17 protein-coding genes and 1 tRNA gene are annotated in these 21,516 nt (G+C 62.4%); 7 read left to right on the top strand and 11 right to left on the bottom strand.

What is annotated here, in order from left to right:
• Nucleotides 1-683 (bottom strand): hypothetical protein (locus VEK15_05130; GenBank protein HXV60055.1); only part of this gene is annotated, 683 nt, incomplete at its 3' end.
• Between the two features lie 314 nt (nucleotides 684-997).
• On the opposite strand from VEK15_05130, the gene VEK15_05135 reads away from it, so the two are divergent.
• A complete protein-coding gene (locus VEK15_05135) occupies nucleotides 998-3,328 on the top strand; it encodes a hypothetical protein (GenBank protein ID HXV60056.1) in 2,331 nt (776 codons plus the stop codon).
• On the opposite strand, the gene VEK15_05140 is transcribed toward VEK15_05135, so the two are convergent.
• Complete coding sequence (locus VEK15_05140; GenBank protein ID HXV60057.1) at nucleotides 3,316-4,731, bottom strand: sulfatase; 1,416 nt, start codon at nucleotides 4,729-4,731, stop codon at nucleotides 3,316-3,318. The two genes, VEK15_05135 and VEK15_05140, sit on opposite strands and share 13 nt — an antisense overlap.
• Before the next feature lie 169 nt (nucleotides 4,732-4,900).
• Nucleotides 4,901-6,742, bottom strand: a complete 1,842-nt coding sequence (locus VEK15_05145; protein HXV60058.1) for a gamma-glutamyltransferase — start codon at nucleotides 6,740-6,742, stop codon at nucleotides 4,901-4,903.
• 121 nt (nucleotides 6,743-6,863) lie between these two features.
• Between VEK15_05145 and VEK15_05150 the strand changes: the two genes are divergently transcribed.
• The 4 genes from VEK15_05150 to VEK15_05165 all read left to right on the top strand — a co-directional run bounded on the left by VEK15_05150 (nucleotide 6,864) and on the right by VEK15_05165 (nucleotide 10,117).
• A tRNA-Ala gene (locus VEK15_05150) sits at nucleotides 6,864-6,939 on the top strand.
• Between the two features lie 18 nt (nucleotides 6,940-6,957).
• A complete protein-coding gene (gene lolA / locus VEK15_05155) occupies nucleotides 6,958-7,632 on the top strand; it encodes an outer membrane lipoprotein chaperone LolA (GenBank protein ID HXV60059.1) in 675 nt (224 codons plus the stop codon).
• 23 nt (nucleotides 7,633-7,655) lie between these two features.
• Nucleotides 7,656-9,395 carry a secretin N-terminal domain-containing protein gene (locus tag VEK15_05160; protein ID HXV60060.1) on the top strand — a complete coding sequence of 580 codons (1,740 nt, stop codon included), beginning with the start codon at nucleotides 7,656-7,658 and terminating at the stop codon, nucleotides 9,393-9,395.
• 158 nt (nucleotides 9,396-9,553) lie between these two features.
• Nucleotides 9,554-10,117 (top strand): pyridoxamine 5'-phosphate oxidase family protein, encoded by a 564-nt coding sequence (locus VEK15_05165; GenBank protein HXV60061.1) that lies wholly within the window; start codon nucleotides 9,554-9,556, stop codon nucleotides 10,115-10,117.
• A 34-nt stretch (nucleotides 10,118-10,151) separates the two neighbouring features.
• On the opposite strand, the gene VEK15_05170 is transcribed toward VEK15_05165, so the two are convergent.
• Entirely contained in the window at nucleotides 10,152-10,946 is a 795-nt protein-coding gene (locus VEK15_05170; GenBank protein ID HXV60062.1) for a cyclic nucleotide-binding domain-containing protein, read from the bottom strand.
• 187 nt (nucleotides 10,947-11,133) lie between these two features.
• On the opposite strand from VEK15_05170, the gene VEK15_05175 reads away from it, so the two are divergent.
• A complete protein-coding gene (locus VEK15_05175; protein HXV60063.1) occupies nucleotides 11,134-12,231 on the top strand; it encodes an HD domain-containing phosphohydrolase in 1,098 nt (365 codons plus the stop codon).
• Nucleotides 12,232-12,247: 16 nt separating this feature from the next.
• Here VEK15_05175 and VEK15_05180 read toward each other — a convergent pair whose 3' ends face one another.
• Nucleotides 12,248-13,651 carry a hypothetical protein gene (locus tag VEK15_05180; protein ID HXV60064.1) on the bottom strand — a complete coding sequence of 468 codons (1,404 nt, stop codon included), beginning with the start codon at nucleotides 13,649-13,651 and terminating at the stop codon, nucleotides 12,248-12,250.
• A gap of 147 nt (nucleotides 13,652-13,798) precedes the next feature.
• Here VEK15_05180 and VEK15_05185 point away from each other — a divergent pair, with 147 nt between their 5' ends.
• Nucleotides 13,799-15,247 (top strand): ATP-binding protein, encoded by a 1,449-nt coding sequence (locus VEK15_05185; GenBank protein HXV60065.1) that lies wholly within the window; start codon nucleotides 13,799-13,801, stop codon nucleotides 15,245-15,247.
• Between the two features lie 42 nt (nucleotides 15,248-15,289).
• Here the strand turns inward: VEK15_05185 and mpl are convergent, their stop codons facing one another.
• The 6 genes from mpl to VEK15_05215 form a co-directional block, all read right to left on the bottom strand.
• A complete protein-coding gene (gene mpl / locus VEK15_05190; GenBank protein HXV60066.1) occupies nucleotides 15,290-16,705 on the bottom strand; it encodes a UDP-N-acetylmuramate:L-alanyl-gamma-D-glutamyl-meso-diaminopimelate ligase in 1,416 nt (471 codons plus the stop codon).
• Nucleotides 16,702-17,607, bottom strand: coding sequence for an LD-carboxypeptidase (locus VEK15_05195; protein ID HXV60067.1), 906 nt, complete (start codon nucleotides 17,605-17,607; stop codon nucleotides 16,702-16,704). Before VEK15_05195 ends, mpl begins: the two co-directional genes overlap by 4 nt.
• 19 nt (nucleotides 17,608-17,626) lie before the next feature.
• Complete coding sequence (locus VEK15_05200) at nucleotides 17,627-18,088, bottom strand: GatB/YqeY domain-containing protein (protein ID HXV60068.1); 462 nt, start codon at nucleotides 18,086-18,088, stop codon at nucleotides 17,627-17,629.
• The gene (locus tag VEK15_05205; protein ID HXV60069.1) at nucleotides 18,085-18,435 is read right to left on the bottom strand and encodes an FHA domain-containing protein; all 351 of its coding nucleotides are present in this window, start codon (nucleotides 18,433-18,435) and stop codon (nucleotides 18,085-18,087) included. Before VEK15_05205 ends, VEK15_05200 begins: the two co-directional genes overlap by 4 nt.
• 56 nt (nucleotides 18,436-18,491) lie before the next feature.
• Complete coding sequence (locus VEK15_05210; protein HXV60070.1) at nucleotides 18,492-20,063, bottom strand: FHA domain-containing protein; 1,572 nt, start codon at nucleotides 20,061-20,063, stop codon at nucleotides 18,492-18,494.
• Nucleotides 20,064-20,172: 109 nt separating this feature from the next.
• On the bottom strand, nucleotides 20,173-21,516 hold a 1,344-nt coding region (locus VEK15_05215), incomplete at its 5' end, for a PDZ domain-containing protein (protein HXV60071.1).

The raw sequence follows: 21,516 nt of genomic DNA on the forward strand, positions 1-21,516 counted from the left end.
GGCATTGCGAGCGGGGCGGCGGCGAGAAGCTCGTGCAGCTTCGGGCGTCGGCGTCGGTTCAGCGGAACGGTCGCGATTAGGACCGCAGATGCGGCAACCATCAACATCCCGTCCGGCCGGGTAAGCGCCAGTAGACCCGCGCAAGCGCTCACGATCGCGATCCAGGCGGTCGAGTGCCGCTCCAGGTACAGGACCGAGGCCACCCAAGCCGCAAAGAGAAAGTTGAAGAGGGAGGTCTCCAGTCCAGAGCTGGTCCACATCAGGAAGTTGAAATTTGTTACCAATCCAAAGGCCACGACGAGAACAATCCAGGGCCGGAAGAGACGCAACCTATCGCAAAGGCGAAGCCGGTGCGCCATGAACGCTGTCACTCCGAGCGTTCCGACCCCGCATGCAAAACCGAGCCAGTTGCTCGACTCCGGGGGCTCCACACCCAACCAGGACCAGACTGCGTCGAGGAGCAGGATCCAAAGGAAGTTCGTGTAGCCCTCTATTGGAAGAAACGGGGGTGCGTTCCAGACATAGCCGTGGCCCAGTTGCCGGTTGCTCACATAGCGAAAGGCGATATACGCATCGTCGGTGAGGAACCAGAGCAGTTTCCAGCCGTGAATGTAAACCGGCAACGCTCCGGCCACAAACAGGGCGGAGAGAGCGCCACCTCGAAAACGGGCGACCCTGGACACTTTCAGTGCTCGGAGAGCCTCATGTTGGTCGATTAGAACGATTCTAGGGGGCGCGATGCCGGGCGCGCAACCACAGCTCGGTGCTCACGCGGGATCGCTCGCTGCAATCTATTGACTGGTTCCGCTCCTGTCTCATTACCAGCTTCGCCCGAGCGACCAGCCTCGCTTGCACGGTCGACGACTCGGTCGGTAGAATTGTATTCGACTTCCTTCGACAACGATTCTAGATGCGTATCCCGAGTCCTCGCGGTCCACGCGAATGGGTGTGGGCACTCCCACCCACACTCGCCGCCCTCCTGGTGATGAGTCAGGGCGTGAGCACTTCACGCCTCTTTTTCGATCGGGACCTGTCCTTCTTCTACTGGCCCGAACACCTATGGTTGAGGAACACGTTGCTTTCGGGAGATCTTCCGCTCTGGGATCCCCACGTCGCGTTCGGGCAGACGGCGATAGCCGATCCGGCGCGACAAATCTTGTTTTTGCCGACGCTGCCGATCCGATTGCTGTTGCCGCCCGAGCTCGGTTTCAATTTGATCGTATTGCTTCCCATCGTAATTGCCGGTCTCGGAGCATTCCTGTTGTTTCGATGCCAGCTGTCTCCGGTCGCAGCGTCTCTGGCGGCCTCCATTTTCGCCCTGGCCGGGCCGGTCGTTTCGACAGCGAACTCTCTCAATCTGTCCTGGTCGCTTGCCCTCTTTCCGTGGGTTCTATGGGCGGCAGACCGTTCGGCTCGATCGCCGCGACAACGGTGGGTCGTCGTCTGGAGCGTCTTTCAAGGGTTGCAGATTCTTGCCGGCGAGCCCGTTACCGCGGCGGTAACCGCACTGGTCGCCATTGCCTACACGGTATTCGTAAGAAGCGAAGTGTCGTGGACGAAGCGTCTTGGTAAGGCTGGAGCCGCGGTAGCATTGGGCTCGTTGCTGGTTGCGGTGCAGCTGCTTCCTCTTTTCGAGGCTGTCCGAATCTCGGCTAGAGCTCAGCAAGGATTGGGGGAGCTTCTCGCCCTGCACCCTCTCGCCCTGGCCGAGATCGTGGCCTGGCCGTTGTTCGGCGACCGCTTTCCGCCCGCGGGACAGGCGAATCACTGGGTGACAGCCTTGAATGGTGGTCATCTTCCGCTCTTTACTTCGATGTACCTGGGGCCTGGTGCTCTCGCCCTGGCGGCGCTGGGTTCATGGCTCGGGCGACGTGATATCTGGTGCCGGTTCTGGTCGGTGCTAGGTCTTCTCTCAATCGTCCTCGCGCTGGGACAGAACACGCCGGTTTATCCCGCACTCCAATCCCTGCTGCCGTTCCTGGGTGGTGTGCGATACCCGGCGAAGTACTTCCTTCCCGCGGTCTTGGCGATCGCGGCTCTCGCCGGTGTTGGATTGGAACGGATCTCCCTTCGGAAGGAATCCGCCGTCCGACTTTCGATGCCTGCCGTTCTGCTCGCACTCCTCGGATGCGCCGGGATCGTGCTCGTTCATGGCTTTCGTGACGTCGCTTTCCGAGTCGCCGATGGACTCGCTTCGCATTTGTCCCTGGTGAGTCCAGGACAGGCCGCTTCCTTCCTGATCGCCGACGCAAGTACCGCGTCGCTGCGTCTTGTGTTCGTCGGAACGATGGTCGGAATCCTCCTGGGACTTGCCCGGTGGCGTTTTCGGGTCTTGGCGCTCTTCGCGATATGCCTTACGGACCAATTCTTGGCCAATGTCGTCGTGAACCCAACGTTGAACGCGGAATTGCTGGGAGAGCCTCCTTGGGTTTCCGCCACGCGCGAGTACCCCCTGGATCGAGTTTACGTCGGAGGTCGCATCTCGTGGGTGACGGGACTTCGCGATCTCGACAACGTTCCGCGGCAGGTAGCGCCCAGCCATTCTCAGGTGAGCGAGCAAGCGGTCCTGTCGACCTATCAAACGATGTTTGCCACCTTCCCGTCGGCTTGGGGGTTGCGTGAAGCGGTCTCCCTCGATCTCACCGCACTCTGGCCGGCCGACTACTCTCGATTCATCCTTGGCTTCGCGGCAACCTCGCGCGAGGAGCGGACCCGCTTCTTGTTGCGCACCGGGACGCGCTACTTCCTGACCAACGCCCCGCCGTCGAATAGAGCGCGGGCGGTCGTGCGCCTTGCCGGATTCCCGCCGATGGCCCTCTACGAGGACCCCGAACCCCTTGCGCGCGTCGTGATCGTCCCGGATGCCGAAGTGGAGCCCGAGCTCGACAGGCAATTCGCGCCGCTATTCACCGAAGACTTCGATACGCGAGAAAATTTGTTCTTGTATGAGGAGCCACCGCCGCCGGCGGGCCGGGAGGGCCCACCCAAACCGAGGGGGGCATTGATCCTCAGTGAGACTCCGAACGAGCTCGTGATCCAGACTCACGTGGAGGCCGGAGGTGGCTATCTACTGATGTGGGATTCGTTCAGCACAGGATGGCTCGCCTGGGTGGACGGAACATCAGCGCCGTTGCTGCGAGCGAATGGCTTCTTCCGCGCGCTTCGTCTTTCCCCCGGCGATCACCGCGTACGTATCGCCTATCGACCGAGGTCATTGATTGTGGGAGGGATCCTTTCTGCCTCGGCTTTCCTCACACTCGCGGGCCTCGGCGTCGTTTCGATGGCGAGACGAGCGCGGCGCGGCAAGGCACTCGATTATCGGACGTAGCCGAGGCTGCGGAGCTCCTCGATTCGAACCGGGCTCAGGTTGACGAAATCCGGCTCCGCCATGCTCCGCGCTCGATCCCGAAGCTGAGAGTAGAAGTCGAAGAGCTCGGAACGCATTTGCAACGCGAGCTCGGGTCTCTCATCGGCAAGGTTGCGCATCTCCCCGGGATCCTCCTGCCAGTCGTAGAGCTCGCCGATTCCCTCGCGACCCGCCGTGGCGTCGTGAATGTATTTGTATCGTTCCGTCCGCCAGGCGACTCTTTCGGGACCATAGAGAGTACTCTCGGCGAAGACCGGCCGGCGGCTACTCGGCTCTCCCCGAATCGACGACATCATCGATTCGCCGTCGAAGGTCGCCGGCTTCTCGATGCCGGCGACATCGAACACCGTAGGCATGACGTCCAAAACGCGAACCGGTTCCGACACCACGTCACGCGCGACGTCGACGTCGCTGGGTAGCTTCACGATCAGGGGGACTCGGATCAGTTCGTCGTACAGTGTGTGTCCGTGCTCGAAACCGTCGTGATCCCAAAACTCTTCGCCGTGATCGGCGGTGAGGATCACGGTGGATTGCTCGTAGAGTCCCAACGACTTCAGCTCTTCGATGAATCGGCCCACCTCCGCATCCATGAAGCTGATCTCTCCCTGGTAGACTCCGCGGACATAGGCGATATCCTCCGGGACCGGCGGCTCTTGACGGCTGTCGCCCGTCTGCATTTCCTGGCAAATCTCCATCGTGATCGGGGGTGGCGGAGACGCACGACCTTCCGTGTACCTCGTGTCGAAGCCTGCCGGCGGCGCGTAGTCGAGATGGGGGTCGAATAGATGAATGAAGAGGAACGTCGGCTCTCCCGGTCGAGCGTGGAGCTCGCGAATGGCCAGGTCGACCACAAGTTGGGCGTCGCGAGCATCGTGATTGTAACTGTAGCGGTGCTCGAAAACATCGAACCCTCTGTCGACACCGACCATCGGGCTGACGAAGGCCGCGTTGGCGATTCCCACCGTTCGGTAGCCGTTTGCCCGCAGGACCTCGGGAGCCGTCTTGATCTCCGGGCGTAGTGGACGCAGCATGATCCCCTGTCCGATGGCACCGTGAATCGTGGGCCAGGTGCCGGTGAGCAGAGAGCCGACCGCGGGAAGTGTCCAGCCGGAGGACGAAATCGCCTGATCGAATCGCACGCCGTCTTCGGCCAAAGCGTCGATATGCGGCGTAGGATCGAGGGGGTTGCCGTAAGCACCGAGAGCGTCCAGACGAACCGTGTCCAGGACGAACACGATGATGGTGGAGGCGGGCGGTGGCCGCAAACAGGCGTTCAGCGAGAGTCCAACCGCAACCGAGAGGAGAACGAAGAGGGGTCCGCGGCGTTGCCTGGAACGTTGCGATTTGGACGCAGCATCCTTCATTAATTCGATTCTCTGAATCATCCAGGTGGTTCGCTAGTTTTGTTTGGGAATCTTCCTGGTGAAATGATACCACGGCCATTCGAACGGCAACACCCACGGTCTCGGTGTGGGCGAACAAACTCTGCAGGCTCACGCCACGGGTCACGGTCGGCGCGCTCGAGGCGCCGGCTCACCAGGCGATGCCGTAGTCCTCCCCGTCGTTACTGGAGCCGCCCCACATCGTCCCGTGCTCCCAATCGAAGAAGATCGCGTTGATCGGTCCCGAAGTGCGCTTGCCGAAATCGAGCTCGTAACCCATCGCGCGCAGCTCGTCCCGGATCCACGGCGACACGGACTCGTTCAACGTCAGTCTTCCGGGCTCCGATTCGTGGGCGCCGAAGGAGCTCTTCATCTGGTAGCTCGTGAAATTGGCCGCCTCGGCCGCTTCCTGGACGGTCATACCGAACTCAACGACGTTCAGGAAGAACTGCAGCAGATTCTGGTCTTGCGAATCGCCACCCTGTACGGCGAACGACAGAAAAGGACGGCCGTCCTTCAACGCCAGACTCGGGGTCAGCGTTGCCCGCGGTCTCTTCCCTGGCACGAGCAGGTTGAAGGGATTCGTCGCCTCGTCGAGAACGAAGCTCTGCATCCGCTGGCTCATGCCGATTCCTGTCTTTCCTGCGATCGTGGCCGGTATCCAGCCGCCGCTCGGGGTCACCGAGACCACCCATCCTTCGGCGTCGGCCGCCTGGATGGACGTCGTTCCCGCGAAGAAGCCGTTCTCGAACTGCTGGGCTTCTTCTTCCGTCGTCGGGTGTCTCGCCCCCCAGCGGTCGAGGTATTCGCGGTACGGATTCGTCCCGCCCTGGAACGGGTAAGGATCGCCAGGCGCGCTGTCAGGATCGTTCTTCTTCCAGTCGATGAGCTTCCGTCGCTCCGAAGCGTAATCCTTCGACAAGAGCCCGCGAATCGGCTCCTCGGGCGGGAAATAGGGATCGCCGTAGTAGAAGTCGCGATCGGCGAAGGCGAGGTTCATCGTCTGGTAGAGCGCATGGATGTAGCGGCTCGAGTTGTAGCCCATCGACGCGAGGTCGATACCCTCGAGAATGTTCAAGGCCTGGAGGAGCACCGGTCCCTGCACCCAGTGAGTCAGCTTGTAGACCTCGATTCCCTTGTACGACGTGGATACGGGCTCTTCGATCTCGACCTTCCAGCTCGCTAGATCCTGCTCCGTGTGAAGGCCGCCCTGTTCGCGGGAACCGCGAACGAACTCCCTGGCGATGTCGCCCCGGTAGAAACGGTCGTAGGCCGCGTAAATGGCCTCTTTGCGGGATTTCCCGAGCCGCCGCGCCTCGCTCTCGGCCTCCACGAGCTTCTCGAGCGTCGCTTTCAGATCCGGCTGTCGGAAGATCTCGCCCGCTCGGGGAGCCTCGCGCTCCTCGCCGAGATGCGGCAAGAGCACGTCGCGTGAGTACGGCCACTGCTTGATTTCTTTCTTGGCACGCTCGATGGCGTTCGCCGTCTGCGCCTCGATCGGGTAACCGTCGGCCATGTCGATCGCCGGCGCGAGCACATCCGCGAGACTCAGCGTCCCATATTCGGCGAGAAGGGTCATCAGACCCCCGGGAGTTCCGGGCGTGACCGCCGCCAGAGGGCCGAACTCCGGCGGATACTCCATTCCGCGGCTGCGGAAGAACTCCGGGGTCGCGCCCGTCGGAGCGACGCCCAAAGCATTCACCCCGATGACCCGCTTCTCCAGCGGGTGGTAGACGAGGGCCTGCGTCTCTCCGCCCCAAGACAACGCATCGAACATCGTGGCGGTGGCGCCTAGCATGGCGCAGGCCGCATCCACGGCGTTGCCGCCCTTCTGGAACATCATCGCTCCTGCGGTCGCTCCGAGCGGCTTTCCCGTGATGGCCACCCAGTGGCGGCCGTGCAGGGGTGGCTTTTGCGTCGGCTCGGCCTGAGCGAGAACGGGCACGGTAAGCGCGAGCGCGAGCCCGAGCGAGAGGCAACGAAGATTCACCATGGCCTTCCTCCAAGAGAAGCATGTTCTCACCGCAAGCCAAAAGCTCGCAACTCCACCGCGGCGATTGCTCTTGCTCGGAACCGAGCGTCTTGCTAGCATGGCCCGTTTCCACCCGATTCGTGGGCGGCTAGCTCAGCTGGGAGAGCGCGGCGTTCGCAATGCCGAGGTCACGGGTTCGATCCCCGTGCCGTCCACCAAACGTGTAGAATAGGCCCATGCGGCCCCTTGTCCTGGTGTTGTTGTCCGTCTCGGTGCCGGCGGCAGCTTCGCAGGACCTCGTCGCGCTCGTGGCCAAGGTCGAGGGGCATTACGACACCATCGACGACTTCGAAGCCGAGTTCACCCAGCGCTATGAGAGGCGCTTTCTCCGCAAGACGATCGAGGAGAGTGGTCGCCTGTCGGTCAAGAAGCCGGGTCGGATGCGGTGGGAGTATCGACAGCCCGAGGAGAAGCTCTTCGTGACCGATGGCTCGAGCAGCTACTTCTACATCCCCGCGGAGAATCAGGTGATGGTGAGCCATCACCCCGAAGGACCGATGGGCCTCGAAAGCGGTTCGCCGTTCGAGCTCCTGGCGGGCAAGAGTCGCATTACCGACAGTTTCTCCTTCTTCTCGTCCGAGACGCCTCCGACCGAGGGCGGTGTGGTGCTGCGAGCGGTTCCTCACGCGCACCACGAGGAGTTCGAGACCGTCGAGCTCGAGGTCCAGCCAGACGACGGAACGGTTCTGCGCGTCGCGCTCATCGATTCGCAAGGTAATCGGACCAACTTCACCTTTCGCGAGATCCGCGAGAACCTCGATATTCCTGAATCGCAGTTTCGCTTCACCGTTCCCTCCGGAGTGGAGGTAGTGGTGGTGCAATCAGAAGCTCCCCAAGACGCCCGGCGCTGAGCGCCGAGCAGCGGAGGCTCGAAATGGCTGTCCCCCGATTTCTCTTTCCTACCGTCGCGCTGCTGGCGTCGCTGCACGGCTGCGCCGGCTCGACCTACCGGAAGGACGCCGCCCGTGCCGAAAGGGCGGGCCATTACGACGAGGCGGTGGCGCTGTATACGCGAGCGGCTTCGGAGAAACCCGACGATGCCAATCTCGCGCGTGAGCTCGCCCGGGCCAAGCTCCGCGCCTCGGCCGCCCATGCTCTCGAAGCCGCCCGTCGCATGTCCGCCGGTGATTTGCAAACCGCTCGAAACGAGCTCGAGGTCGCCCTCACATTGAACCCCACCGACGTCCAACTGGCCAGAGAGCTCGAGGAGCTCAAAGGGCTCATCGAGGAGAAGGGCGAGGAGGCGGAGAGACATTCGATCGCAAGCCTCAAGCGCCGAGTGGGCGAGGCGCCCTTCGGCCAACTCTCGATCTCACCCTCGGCAACGGACCCCGCTGGCTTCGTCTTCCGCGACGCGAGCCTGAGGGACATTCTGCTGTCCCTCGGCACCCTTGCCGGTGTCAACGTCGTGTTCGACCGCGATTTCGTCGACGATGTCGTCTCGATCGATCTCGAGGACGCGACGTTCGAGGAGGCTTTCCGATCGCTCTGCACCATCACTCGGAACTTCTATCGAGTCGAGGCGAATGGATTCCTCACCATCGTGCCCGATACGCCCGCCAAGAGACGAGACTACGAGCAGCAGGTGTCGCGTACCTTCTATCTCTCGAGTGCCGATCTCAAGGAGACGATCGACCTCCTGCGCATCGTGCTCGGCGCCAGAAGGATCGCGCCCCTCACGGCGACGAACGCGCTCACCATCGTCGATGCGCCCGAACGGGTGAAGGCGGCGGAGATGATCATCAGCTCGCTCGACAAGAGCCGGAGCGAGGTGATCGTCGAGATGGAGATCCTCGAGGTGGACCGCACTCGGATGGTGGAATACGGCATTCAGCTGCGTTCGGCCGGCGAGGAAGGAATCCAGACGAGCATATTCCCCGGCGACACGACCCTCGACGTTCCCCCGTTCGCGAGCGACAACGTCTTCGTTGCCGGGCTTCCCGGGGCGGTCCTGAGCCTGCTCCGCGCCGACAGCGACACCCGGGTGCTCGCCAACCCGCAGCTGCGGGCGGTCGACGGCGAAAGCGCCCAGGCCGAGTTCGGAGAGCGAGTCCCGGTGCCCATCACGACGTTTACGCCGATTGCGACCGGGGGCGTTCCCCAGCAGCCGGTGACCACGTTCCAATACGAGAACATCGGTGTGAACATCCTGGTTACGCCGAGAGTGCACCACGACAACGAGATCAGCATCGCGCTCGAGCTCCGGCTCAGCACCATATCCGGTACGGGGTTCGGAGGGTTGCCAACCTTCGGCAATCGCTCGGTGAATACCGTTCTCCGGCTCGCCGACGGAGAAACGAGTCTCCTCGCCGGTCTCATCAACGAAGAAGAGCGAACCAGCCTCAATGGAACTCCGGGGCTGGCCAACGTGCCACTCCTCGGCCGTATATTCTCCGCCAACCGAAAGGAAGTGCGAGAGTCCGACATCGTGTTGACGATGACGCCGCGCATCATTCGACGCACCGACGTGACCATCGGCGACTTGCTCCCCCACATCATCGAGGGTCTCGGTAGCGGAGGCCTCCTGTACGAGCCTCCCCAACCCCTTCCCCAGCGTGAGCCGGAGGTCCCTCAAGAGGGAGAGAGACGACCACCGGGAAATCAGCAGAACTAGCCTCGCCGCCCAGCTCCGCAGCGCCCGAAGGTCACCGCCTGGCGCGAAACGCCCGTTTCCGCCGACGGCGACGAACCTCACTGGTCCCGAGCCATGGCGACTACCCACTTGACTCCCACGCGGGAAAAGCGCCCCATAGGCGCCAGGAGGTTCAAGCAATGTCGAGCCGAAAGAAAGCGAAGGAGCCCAGGCCGAGCCGGCCGCGCATCCCCGAGTACGGCGTCCCGAAAACGCCGCTGGGGATGCTTCCCTGGAGCTTCGTCGACGAACGGATGGAGCGCGCGAGGAACTACTGGGTCTCGACGACCCGGCCCGACGGCCGTCCCCACACCAGGCCCGTCGACGGAGTGTGGCTTCACGGCGTCCTTTCCTTCGGTGGAAGCCCCAGGGTGCGGTGGGTCCAGAACCTCGAGGCAAATCCCCATGTGAACGTGCATCTCGATAGCGGCGACGAGGTGGTCATCCTCGAGGGAAAGGCAGAACGGGTCCTCGACCCAACCCACCCCCTCGTGATCCCCGTTCTCGATGCCTCGAAGAAGAAGTATCCCCAGTACTACCCGGGCCCTGGCACGCCCCCGTTCCGGCCGTTCTGGATCCTTCGTCCCGACATCGCTTTCGCCTGGACGCTGAGCGGGTTTCCGAAGAGCGCTACCCGGTTTCGGCTGAAAGCTCGAGATTCGCTCGCCTCAGCGAATTCTCCTGCCCGAATACGTCAGCCCTAAAGGATGAACTGCCCAGCTGACGAGCCGGTTTCGGCTACTGAGCGACTTTGAAGATGATGGGAACCCGGCAGAGGGTAACTTCGTCACCGTCTCGGATGGGTGTCAGAACCCCGGTGGGGATTCGCTCTCCATTGATGTAGGTGCCGTTCATCGTGCCGATCTCCTCGGCGATGTAGAAGGTATTTTCCTTGTGGAGCAGTCGGGCGTGCCTGCGGCTGACGTTCCGGTTTTGGTCCTCATCGGTCAAATCGATCTCGGGACGATGTCCGGTAACCGAGTCGTAGCGACCGAGCAGAATCTCGTCCTTGTAGATGGGATAGATCTTGCCGCTTTCCTTGGCGACGAAATACGCGCGCGCCGTAGCCGTCGAAGGCACCGTTCCCTCGGGCGCCTGGGCCGGAGGTTTGTCGATATCGGGAAGCTGAACCTCGTCAACTCCCGAGCTCTGGGCGAGCAAGTTCTCCAGTTGCTCGGAGTATTCCCGCATGCGCATCGAGTACTTTCGAAGCATGCGCACGGCTATCTCGGGATTTCGCCGAATCATCTCGCCGAAAGTCTGGCTGTTGATGGTGATGATCCCGGCGTCTTCCACCACTTCGGCGTCGGCCGATCGAGGCAGCCGCTCGAGGACCGACATCTCCCCGAAGAAGTCCCCTTTTTCCAGGACGGTGACCGTGGTTCGTTTCGACCCGATTTGCTTTCTTATCGCCACCTGTCCCGACTGGACGATGAACATCTCGTCGCCTTCCTCACCCTGATGGAAGATGAAGTCCCCCTTCTTGTATTGCGTGAGGAATTGAGCGAATGGACTTTGCTTGGCGACAGACATGTCTACCCGGATCGAGCTGAGGGATGTTCCTGCTATCAAGCAAAGTAGCATGCACCGTGGAAAACTGTCAAATAGAGCGCGCGACCGCGAGCATTGACCTCACTCGCGAGGCCGTGCTAGGCTCGCTTGCCAGCGAGTGGGATAGTCAAACCAATTGCTCACTGGTCCTTTTACCAAGACGCGCCCGATGACGAGCCCGCGCGATCCCTCGGAATATATCGGCAAGCTCACCGCGGTCCTCACCGTCACCAAGGCCTACCGAAGCATCATTCACCTCGACGTGCTTCTCAAGACGATCGTGGAGACGGCGGCCGAGACGCTGCGAGCTGAAGCGGGCTCGATATTGCTATACGACGAGGAAGGCAATCTGCGTTTCCGCACCGCCTCGGGCAGGGCCGCCGCCGCGGTCGAGCCGATGCGCGTTGAGCCCGGCCGCGGAGTTGCCGGCTGGACCGCGAGCAGTGGACGGCCCGCGATCGTCAACGATGTCCGCGACGACCCCCGATTCCATGACGGCTACGACCGGGAAACGGGCTTCGAGACCCGTTCCATCCTGTGCGTCCCCTTGACTTTCGAAGGCCGCGTCATCGGAGTCCTCGAGGTCTTGAACAAGCGCGATGGAGCCGCATTCGACGAGGAAGACCAGTCCATTCTCTTCAGCCTGGCGGATCAGGCCGCGATCTCCATCGAGCACGTTCGTCTCCAGGATGCTCAGAACAATTACTTCACTCACGTGAGCGAGATCCTCCTCGGGGCGATGGACACCCACGTTCCGATAAAGTGGGGCCACGCGCGCCGCGTCGCCCGTTATGCACGGGTGGTGGGCGCGGGGATGGGGCTAGACGCGCCGACGCAGAAGAACCTCTATTTCGGTGGACTCTTGCACGACATCGGCCTCCTGAAATTGGACGCCACCGAGGAGTGGACGCGGGAACGCATCGAGCTCCATCCGTTGCTCGGCTACGAGATGGTGAAAGACATCATCTTCTGGAAAGATCTCGCTCCGATCATCCTGCATCACCATGAAAGATGGGATGGGCGCGGCTACCCCGAGAGGCTCGCGGGCGAGAACATCCCGCTCGGTGCCCGCATCATCGGTGCTTGCGAGGCCTTCGATGTGATTACCAGCAAGCACTCGTACAAATCGCCGCTTCCCCACGATATGGCCATCCGCGAGATGGAGGCACATGAAAGGGCCCAGTTCGATCCCGACGTCGTCGCCGCCATCAAGGCCAACGTCCGCGAAGAAGACAATCTGGAAAAGCCGACGGCATCCTCGTCATAGGCTACTGCGAGGGCCGCTAGAAAGCAGGCGGGGGCTGGACCCCTTCCGCACCCGCGGATTCCGATGTGGTGCTCTCCCTCACGCCCGTGTCTCCCCCCTGGAGCACTCCGCGCTTGTTCACCTCCCGCAACAGCGTCCTCAGGTAGGTATCGAACCGATGCGAAATCTGGAGCATGCCGGCGACGTTGTCGCACTTCAGGATCTCGGAAGCGAAGGACTCGAAGCTCGCCCAATCACGATACATGAGATAGCGCAGAGATCGGTCGTGGAACCGGGAGATGAAGCGTTTCATGCTCTCGGCTCGCTCCTCGGTCTTCTCTTCGGAAAATCTCCGTACCGCGACCACCAGCGCCAGGAGATCGTGGCGAAGTGTCTGCGATTGTTCGAAATGGGTGTGGAAATGATCGAAGATCTCGTTTCCCCGGATCGTCGGCTCGAGACCCTGGGCGAGCTGGATGACGCTCTGTTGAAAGCAATCGCGCAGGATTCCGTGGGAGTTCTCGAGCCGCATGTAAATGGTGTCGGCCTGCTTGAAGGACACGAGCTCGGCAAGCTCGGTATGAATCACCTTTCGGAGCTCCAGCGGCACGCAATAGATGAAGCTTTCGAAAGTCTCGGGGAATCCCGTGTCGGGCCCGAGGCGGGCCTGCTGTTTCTGGATGAAGTCCACGAGCGAGCGGGTCTCGGAGGCGACAAGAGAGAAGATGAGAACCGATGTCCTGAGCTCCTCCAGGTGTCGCTTTCGCGGGTCGGCGTACTCCAGGTAATGAAGGAGGCGGAAGAGCTGGAGGAAGATATTGGCGACCAGACGACGTCGCCCGCGGTTATCGATATTGCGAATGATTCTCACGACCGCCTCCGAGCCGATGCGATCGTAGACCGGCTTGAATCTCTGACCCATGATGAGGCCCAGATAGTCGTTTCTCCGGATCTCGCGATAGAGGAGTCGGCCGATACTCTGAAACGTTGGATAGGGAATGCGGGATAACTTGGACAGCTCGGTGAGAAGGAGCTTCAAGTCCTCGAAGCTCTCTCGAAGAAGGGTAAGTGCCGCCTGGGGACTGGCTTGCCGCAGGAGCCGGGCGACGTAAGGATCGGCGATGTCGTCCTCTTTCAAGAAGTTCTCCACGTACTTCTCGAAGCGCTCCTGGCTCACCTGATCCTCGCTCGACAAGAGCGTGCAGAGTTTCGTCACTCGTTCGATCGCATGGGCGACCAGGCCAATCTCCTCGTAAAAACTTCGAATGGCGAGCGTCCGCGCGGAATCCTCGGAGAGGGGCTGATTGCGGACGCGGAAGTACCTCTCGAAGCTCCGAAGCCACATCTCGAGCTCGAACAGGTACTCGATACGCCCCGTTTCCGCCAAACGAGTCATCCATTGCGACATGTGAACGTGGAGGAACTCGCGACGCTGGGACATTGGCTCTTTTTCGTGCGGAAATCGGTATGAACTAGAACCCGTCTGTTCTCTTCAATGTCTAGCGTATCACACCGCTGTCCTGGTATAATCGAGTATCTCCAACACAGCTTAGCTTCGGTTCCCGACTGCGGGACTCGGCGAGCTTCTATGAGTCATCCCACGATCCTATGTGTCCGCGGCGAAGAGGACACGCTCAAGGACCGATTCCCCGACCACGACCTCACCCCGATCGGTTGCCTCGACGAAGCTCGCGCACTCTTGCTCGGCGCTCCCGCGGATAACAAGCCGATTGCCATCGTCGTCGGGGACAGGCCGATCACGCTCCCGCCCGGATTCGAGGCTCGAGCCCTGATTGCATTGCTTCTGGAGCGAAACCGGCTCAGCCGCCGGGTCGAAGAAGTGAAACACGACCTGGAGCTCGTGAGCGGTGTCGGGGTTTCTCTTGCGGAAAGTTTCGATATAAACGAGATATTGAGCCGGGCTCATCAGGCGACCTCCCACATTCTGAACGATGCCGCGGTGGAGATTTTCTACGCTGGCCGCAGATCGATCCGCTCTCGACCCATGTGGTATCCGGCAGAGCCCTCGGGTCGCCATTTGTCGGCGTCGGAGCGATGTCGGATCGGAGAAAAGATCGAGCTCATCGCCGAGAGCGCAACCGGGGGGAAAGCCGCGGTGGACACTCTCGTCGACACGGTAGCGATTCCGAAGCGACGCGGCACGCTGCCCCTCGCTCACGGTGAAGGTCTGTACGGCGTCCTGTTCTTTGATTCGTCCGAGGCCGTACCCGAGGAGCGGCTCGAGCTCGCGTCGGTACTCGCGTTGCAGGCCGCGACGGCTCTTCGAAACATCCACCTGGCGCAGGAGCGCATTCATTTCGAGAGGCTCGCCGCAGTGGGAAGAATGGTCGGTTCGGTCATTCACGACTTTCGTGGTCCGCTGACGGCGCTCAGCGGCTATGCGGGGATGCTTTCCGAGCTCGACGTCGGTGAAGACGAGCGTCGGGAATACGCCGAGGCGATGAAGGACGAGTGCGACCGGCTCAGCCACATGGTGGACGAGCTACTCGAGCTCACGAGAGGGAATGGCGCGCCCATGGTTCCTCAACCGGTTCCGCTCACGAGCTTCCTGACGCAGCTCGCTGACAGGATTCGACATCGATACCGGGGAGACATCCTCGTCGAGGTCGACGCCGGCTTCTCCGGGGACCTGTGTATCGACCGACGAAGAATGGACCGCGCGCTCTGGAATATCGTCACCAACGCCTGTCAGGCGATGTCGGGTCGTGGCCTGCTCCGCATCCGCTCGTGGTCGAGGGGACCGCACATCGTCGTCGAGGTCGAAGACCAAGGCCCGGGTATCGCCTCCGAGATTCGGCATCGCCTCTTCGAGCCCTTCTTCTCGTACGGAAAATCCCAGGGAATCGGGCTGGGCCTGGCCACGGCGAAGCGGATTACCGAAGAGCACGGCGGTGAAGTCGAGGTCGAAAGCCACGAAGGACGGGGCACGATCGTGCGCTTCGCTCTGCCTGCGGGGTCGGGATCCCAGGCCGACGCCGTGTATGCTCATCGCGGCACCGGCTCCCTCATTCGCTAGGTAGGAACTCACTCCAAGAGACCACGAGGCCGCAACGTCACTCTAGGGGGCGAGCGCGGCCAGGAGCTTCCCGTGGAGACCACCGAAGCTTCCATTGGACATCACCATCACGACGTCCCCTTCGCGCGCCTCTCGCACCAGGTGTTCCACGATGTCGTCCACGCGCGGGAGGAAGACCGCGGTGGTTCCCGACTGATTCAGGTCCTCTACGAGCCGCTCCTCCGAGAGCTCCTCTTCCGGCGAAAGCCGGCTGGTTCGAAGGACCTCGGCGAGGATCACTTCGTCGGCCCCCGAGAGGGCTTCGGCCAACTCCCGCTGGAAGACGCGGCTGCGTGCGGTGAACGAGCGCGGCTCGAATACGCCCCAAAGCCGGTGATGGGGCCAGCGCGCGCGTGCCGCTGCCAAAGTCTCGAAAATCGCCGTCGGGTGATGGGCGAAATCGTCGATCACCGTCACTCCGCGAGCCCTCCCCCGCAGCTCCAGACGCCTTCTAACGCCTCGGAACCGTGATAGGGCAGTTGCGATCTCCTGGGCGGTGCAACCCACGAAATGAGAGACAGCCACCGAGGCGAGAGCGTTCCGCAGCGACGCATTACCCCACATCGGGGCGTAGGCTTCGAGAAACCGCTTCCCCCGATGGTTCACGAGCAAGTAGCTCCCGTCCTCGTCCGAGCCCTCGAGTTGGCCAACCCAATCCGCATCTCCCCTCACTGCGAAAGTCTCTACGGCGCACGGGGCTCGCCGACCTATCGCTGCCGCGAGCTCGCTCTCCCGGCCGAGCACGAGCAGACCGTTGCCCGGCACGAGGTTTACGAACAGGCGAAAGGCCCGCTCCACGTCCGCCAGATCGCGATAGATGTCCGCGTGGTCGAACTCCACGTTGGAGAGCACGGCCACCCGGGGCAGGTAATGAAGGAATTTAGGCCCTTTGTCGAAATAGGCGGTGTCGTACTCGTCTCCCTCGACGACGAAGTCTTCACCGGCACCGGCCCGGAAGCTGGTATCGAAGTTGAGTGGAATGCCTCCGACGAGAAAGCCAGGCGCGCGGCCAGAGCTCTCGAGAATCCAGGCGATGAGCGAGCTCGTGGTCGTCTTGCCGTGGGTCCCGGCAACGACGATCGGCTTGCGAGTCCGCAGGAACACTTCCTTCAGCACCTCGGGCATGGAAACGTAAGGAAGGCCGCGCTCGAGCACGCTCTCGAGCTCGGGGTTGCCCCGTGAAAGCGCGTTGCCGACGACCACGAGCGATAGGTCGTCGGGTAGGTTCTCCGGGCGGTAGGGGGACCGAACCTCGATCCCGAGCTTGGCAAGGACATCCGACATGGGAGGGTAGACGTCCTGATCGGAGCCGGTGACACGGTAGCCCTGACTCTGAAGGAGCCCGGCAAGAGATGCCATGGCCGACCCGCAGATTCCGAGCAGATGGAGCCGCGCGCCCGGCCCGGCGTCGGGAATCAGCGGACCGCTCCTTCCAGTATGGCGAGGCCCTCTTTATCGAGACGCGCTCTCACCCCCAGAGGGAGTGTCATGGCCGGAGTTAGCGTGTGGCCCGAGGGAAACCCGTAGGCCACGGGAACCCGCAAGGGGGCGGTCCAATCGCGAAGCATCTCCTGGAGGGTATACCCCTGCTGGGGATGCTGTTGGCAACCGGGCATTTGTCCGAAGACGATGCCTCGGACTCGATCGAGAAGCCCCGAGAGCCGAAGCTGTGTCAGCATGCGGTCGATCTGATAGGGTTTCACGTCGGCATCCTCGAGAAAGAGCAGGACGTCCTCGAAATCGCGGAGATACGGAGTTCCCACCATCGACGTCACGAGCGAAAGGCAGCCGCCCGCGAGCCTGCCCTCGCAGGCTCCTCGGTGGAGCATCTCGAGAGTGTCGGCGCGCATCCGTCCGAACGGCTCGCTCGAGCCCAGAAGAGCAGTGAGACTCTCTCGATCGTAGTCTCCGCGGGCGATTTGCTGGGCAACCATGGGCCCGTGAAAGGTGACCAGAGAGGCCGGCCCGCCGAGAAAGGCGAGAAGAGCCGTTACATCACTCGACCCGAGGACGACTTTGGGATGTGACCTGATTTCGTCGACCGACAGCGCCGGCAGGAGTTGGAGAGCGCCGTAGCCTCCCCGCGCGCAGAAAATGGCGGCCACTTCGGGATCGCGCCAAAGCTCGTTCCAATCGGCGAGCCGGTCGGTGCCCGTCCCCGCCGTGTAACGGTCTCGCTCGAAGAGTCGAGATCCGAGCCGGGCTCGAAACCCGAGTCGAGTCAGCTCGGCCACGCCGCGATCGACGAATTCCTCGCGGACCGGACTCGACGTGGCCACGATCCCGACCGTGGCCCGGGGTCGAACCGCAGGTGGCTTCAACAACCTCGCTTCTCGAAGCTCACGAGAGCTTTGCACGCACGACGGCGTTGACCGACTTTCCGTCGACCGTCTTTCCCGTCGACTTCAGACGTGCGAGCGTTTCCTTCATGACCGCGCCGATGTCCTTGGCCGTGGACGCCTCGAGCTCGGAGATCACGGCATCGACGACCCTCGCAACTTCCTCGTCCGAGACCCGTTCGGGCAGATAGGCGGTGATGAGCTCTCGCTCGGCGGTTTCCTTGTCGACGAGCTCGAAGCGGCCCGCTCTCTCGTACACTTCGATGGCTTCGTTGCGTTGCTTGACGAGCGTCACCAATACCTGATTCTCCTGCTCGGTGCTGAGCTTTCCCCGAAGCTCGATCTGCTTGTTCTGCAGGGCAGCTTTAACGAGACGGAGGACCCCCACCTTGAAATTGTCCCGCGCTTTCATAGCTGCAACCATGTCCTTCTGGACCCGCTCGCCCAGGCTCGACTCTTTCATGACGATACCCCCTCGAGCTCCGTTTCCGGCGCGGCGGAGTGGACCAGCGTGCAGCGAGTGCGGGCAAACTGGATCTCGTCCCCGTATCGGACGGTAGCGTGGGTGACCACCTGGCCGTTCACCCGAGTCTTGTTGACACTCGAGAGGTCCACGACGGTGACGCTCTGGTTCGTCACCAGCAGCTTCGCATGGAACTTGCTCACCAGCGGATCGCGAATGCAGATATCGTTCGACGGGTCGCGACCCACGGTGGCTTCACGGGTCTGGATGGTGTGCCGGAGGCTCTTCCCGTCCGAGGTGGATACGATCAAACAAGGGTAGCGACCTTCTCGATTCGATGTTCTCATGTGGTTTCGCATTGCTCCGAAGGCGGGGGCGCGAACCGGCACCCTCGAATTGGCGATCAACGTGGTGGATTCCCCCGACTCGACAAGCGACGAGCCGCGGAGTCAACGAGCCGGTTCACCGCCCTCGCCAGATCGGACAGCTCCTGAAAGGGTCTGGTCTCGTCGACATAACGTCCCTCGCCTCGTCCGACCGACTCGATGTCGCGTCGCAGCTCTTCGATCGGCGGGAGCGTCATTCGACCGATCAAGACGACCGTGGCCGCGAGCGCAATGAGGACCAGCGCGAGTCCGAGAGCGAGCGCGTACCCCGCGGCGCCTTGCGCCGAACGCTGAATCACCACGGCAACCCCGACGCGCGTTTCTCGAGCGGTGGGTAGCGGCGGGCGATAGTTGATCGGACCGGCCACGAAGGACTCACCCGCTCGCGTCTGGCCCGACCGGATGCTCCTCACACTCTGTGGCGGCACGTCGAGCCCATCGATCGACAAGACCTCGCCCTCCCGGGATGCCGGTGCGACGATCTTTCCCGTCGTGTCCAGGACGAAGGCCCCGCTCACGCCCGGAGCCTGTTCGACCATCCCGACCGAGGCGTCCTCGGGCCTTCCCTCCCCGAGCGGCGCCCCGTTGAGTGCGGCCAGGAGCTCCATGAGAGCTCGTCCCCTCGCTTGAGATTCCTCGTTCAGCGCGCGCCTCGAGGTGCTATAGAGGGGTACCACGAGAACGACCGTGGTGAACAAGACGAGCAACGATATGGCGACGGCGAACCGCGGCGTCCAGCCACCAGCAGCTGGAGTACGCGCCCGCCAGGAAACGTTCGAAAGGCTCTCCGAGGAGAAGTGTTCGTCACCGCCTGTCGGCGCTCGTTCCCTCGCACCATCTTTCTCGTCGCGAAACACGACGGTTCCGCTTTCGGGCCTTTCGGGTGCCAGCGCGCCGGGAAGGGGCGCGCTTCGCGCAACGGGCGGCCGACCCTCCGGCCTCTGAAGGGTTTCTTCGTTCTCCTCGAACGCGTCGAGGGGAAGCGCACGCGTCGATGAGTCCTCGACGAAGCCAAAAGCCGTCCCTTGCCCGGACAGAAGCTGGGTCGAGGAGTCCTCGGAAGAAGAGCCGCCCGATCGGCTCTCGTAATCGCTCGGCAGGAGCTGAGTCGACGAGTCGTCGGACGGCCGGGCCTCCTCCTCGGTCGCGAGAATGCGTGTCGACGAGTCGTCGGGATCGGAAGGATCTCCAGGCAATCGCGGCTCTTCCGACGATTCGCCGGCACCAAGGACTACGGTCGCCGTCTCGTCCGAGCCCGGGCTTCCTAGGTAGACAGTGGGCTCATCGCCCGCCCTGTCGGTCTCGTCCTCGTGTACGAAACTGATGAGCACGTCTCCGACTCGAATCTCGTCTCCCGATACCAGCGCCCGTCGATCGATGCGTTCCTCGTTCACCCAGCTGCCGTTACGGCTCCCGAGATCAAGGATTCGGAAACCCGTGGCGTCCGGTTCGATGCAGGCATGGCGGCGCGAAAGCTTTCGGTCGGCGAAGAAGAGGTGACATTCCGGATCGCGGCCGATCACGACGGGGATCTCACCGAGCTCGTGCTCGGTTCGAATGTCGCCGTGCCGGATGATCAGCTTGCCCAAGACGATCGCTCCCGATTCCCCCGGATACGAGTCGACCCCGAGCGAGGACGGGCCGTCGCCGCTTCGACGGGGCCGGCGAAGGCGCGCGTGCGGGTAATGTGCCGATTCATTACCGTGCCGACTCGCGCCCGAGCTCCCTGAGTCGCCGTTGGGCGAGAGGCGCGACCTTCGGGCCGTCATTGGACAGCACAGTCGCTTCTTCATGCGCCATCGCCTGGGCGAACAGGCGAGCGGCTTCCTCGCGCTCGCCGAGCCTCAGGTAGGCGAGAGCCGTATGGTACTGGACCGTTCCCAGAGAGATTCCCGCGGTCTCCGGCAGGGTGACCCGTGGAAGATACTCCTTGAGCGCGGTTTCATAGTCCTCGAGCTGCATGTAACAAAGACCGGCGTTAAGCCGCGCGAGGTTCTCGATCTCGGGCTCCACGACCATTCGGTGGCGCAGATCGATGATCGCTTTGTTGTAAAGAAAATCGGCGTCCTTCACCGGGACCTCGAGCGGAGTCGTGCCGACCTCGATGGGAACGGACTCCGTCACCCCGGCACGCGAAACGGTCAGTTCGATACGGCCTCCGGGCTCAGCGACGTGGACCCGGTCGAGTAACTCTCGGGCAAAAGCCACGGGCGTGCCGTCTACTTCCAGCAGGACATCCCCGATCTGGATGCCGGCGGCGGAGGCGGGCCCAGTGGAATCGACGGAGAGCACCGTCGGTCCGGGACGAAGCCGGGTGTCGATGGCGGTCACCCCGATCCAGCTTCCGAAGAGCTTGGTCGGGGTCGACAACTTTTCCACGAACGCCGGAAGGGCCTCTCGGTCCAGGTAGTTCAAGGTATAGCGGTCGGGAGTGATTGAGCCGACCGCGAGGAAATGAAGGACGACGTCCTTGGTGAGCCGCTGCGCCGCGACATAGGGAATCAAGATGGCCTCGACTTCGAGCTCCTCGCCGAGCTTCTCCGACCACTCCCTCCTCGCGTCAGCGGAGGCCTCGGGCGTTGCCTTCCCGGGTACGAAGACTGCCGGGCCTCGTTCGCCGAGCAAATTTCTGACACGTCCCGCTTCGGGAAAGAGCACGTTCATCGCTTGGAGCTGTCGAAGCTCGGAGGCAAGCCTCTCCCGAATGTCGGCCACGTCCCGCGCGGGGACGGCTTCATCGGCGACTACGTCGAGGACGGCAAGGGTCGGCCGAATGGGACACTCGAAGGAAAGAGACTCATCCGCCCCGACCGAAATGTCCTCCACGTACTTGCCGGTCGCGTGTTTGACCTCGAGACGATGCTCGCCGGCGCACACCCGGTTCAGGTCGACGGGGGTATTACCTCGCAGCTCGCCGTCGAGAAAAACCTGAGCATCGCTCGGATTGCTGGTCACACTGATCCGCCCGATGGACTCCTCGAGCTTGACGATCTGGGCCGTGTAGTCGCGAGGCTCGGCCGCTTCGAAAGGAAACTCGACCGA

The organism is Vicinamibacteria bacterium (assembly GCA_035620555.1).
Classification (GTDB): Bacteria; Acidobacteriota; Vicinamibacteria; order Marinacidobacterales; family SMYC01; genus DASPGQ01.

Excerpts from the sequence above, each read along its gene's own strand:
- VEK15_05140 (HXV60057.1), bottom strand. The coding sequence starts at position 4,731 with ATGAAGGATGCTGCGTCCAAATCGCAACGTTCCAGGCAACGCCGCGGA.
- VEK15_05145 (HXV60058.1), bottom strand. The coding sequence starts at position 6,742 with ATGGTGAATCTTCGTTGCCTCTCGCTCGGGCTCGCGCTCGCGCTTACC.
- lolA (HXV60059.1), top strand. The coding sequence starts at position 6,958 with ATGCGGCCCCTTGTCCTGGTGTTGTTGTCCGTCTCGGTGCCGGCGGCA.
- VEK15_05160 (HXV60060.1), top strand. The coding sequence starts at position 7,656 with ATGGCTGTCCCCCGATTTCTCTTTCCTACCGTCGCGCTGCTGGCGTCG.
- VEK15_05165 (HXV60061.1), top strand. The coding sequence starts at position 9,554 with ATGTCGAGCCGAAAGAAAGCGAAGGAGCCCAGGCCGAGCCGGCCGCGC.
- VEK15_05170 (HXV60062.1), bottom strand. The coding sequence starts at position 10,946 with ATGTCTGTCGCCAAGCAAAGTCCATTCGCTCAATTCCTCACGCAATAC.
- VEK15_05175 (HXV60063.1), top strand. The coding sequence starts at position 11,134 with ATGACGAGCCCGCGCGATCCCTCGGAATATATCGGCAAGCTCACCGCG.
- VEK15_05180 (HXV60064.1), bottom strand. The coding sequence starts at position 13,651 with ATGTCCCAGCGTCGCGAGTTCCTCCACGTTCACATGTCGCAATGGATG.
- VEK15_05185 (HXV60065.1), top strand. The coding sequence starts at position 13,799 with ATGAGTCATCCCACGATCCTATGTGTCCGCGGCGAAGAGGACACGCTC.
- VEK15_05200 (HXV60068.1), bottom strand. The coding sequence starts at position 18,088 with ATGAAAGAGTCGAGCCTGGGCGAGCGGGTCCAGAAGGACATGGTTGCA.
- VEK15_05205 (HXV60069.1), bottom strand. The coding sequence starts at position 18,435 with ATGAGAACATCGAATCGAGAAGGTCGCTACCCTTGTTTGATCGTATCC.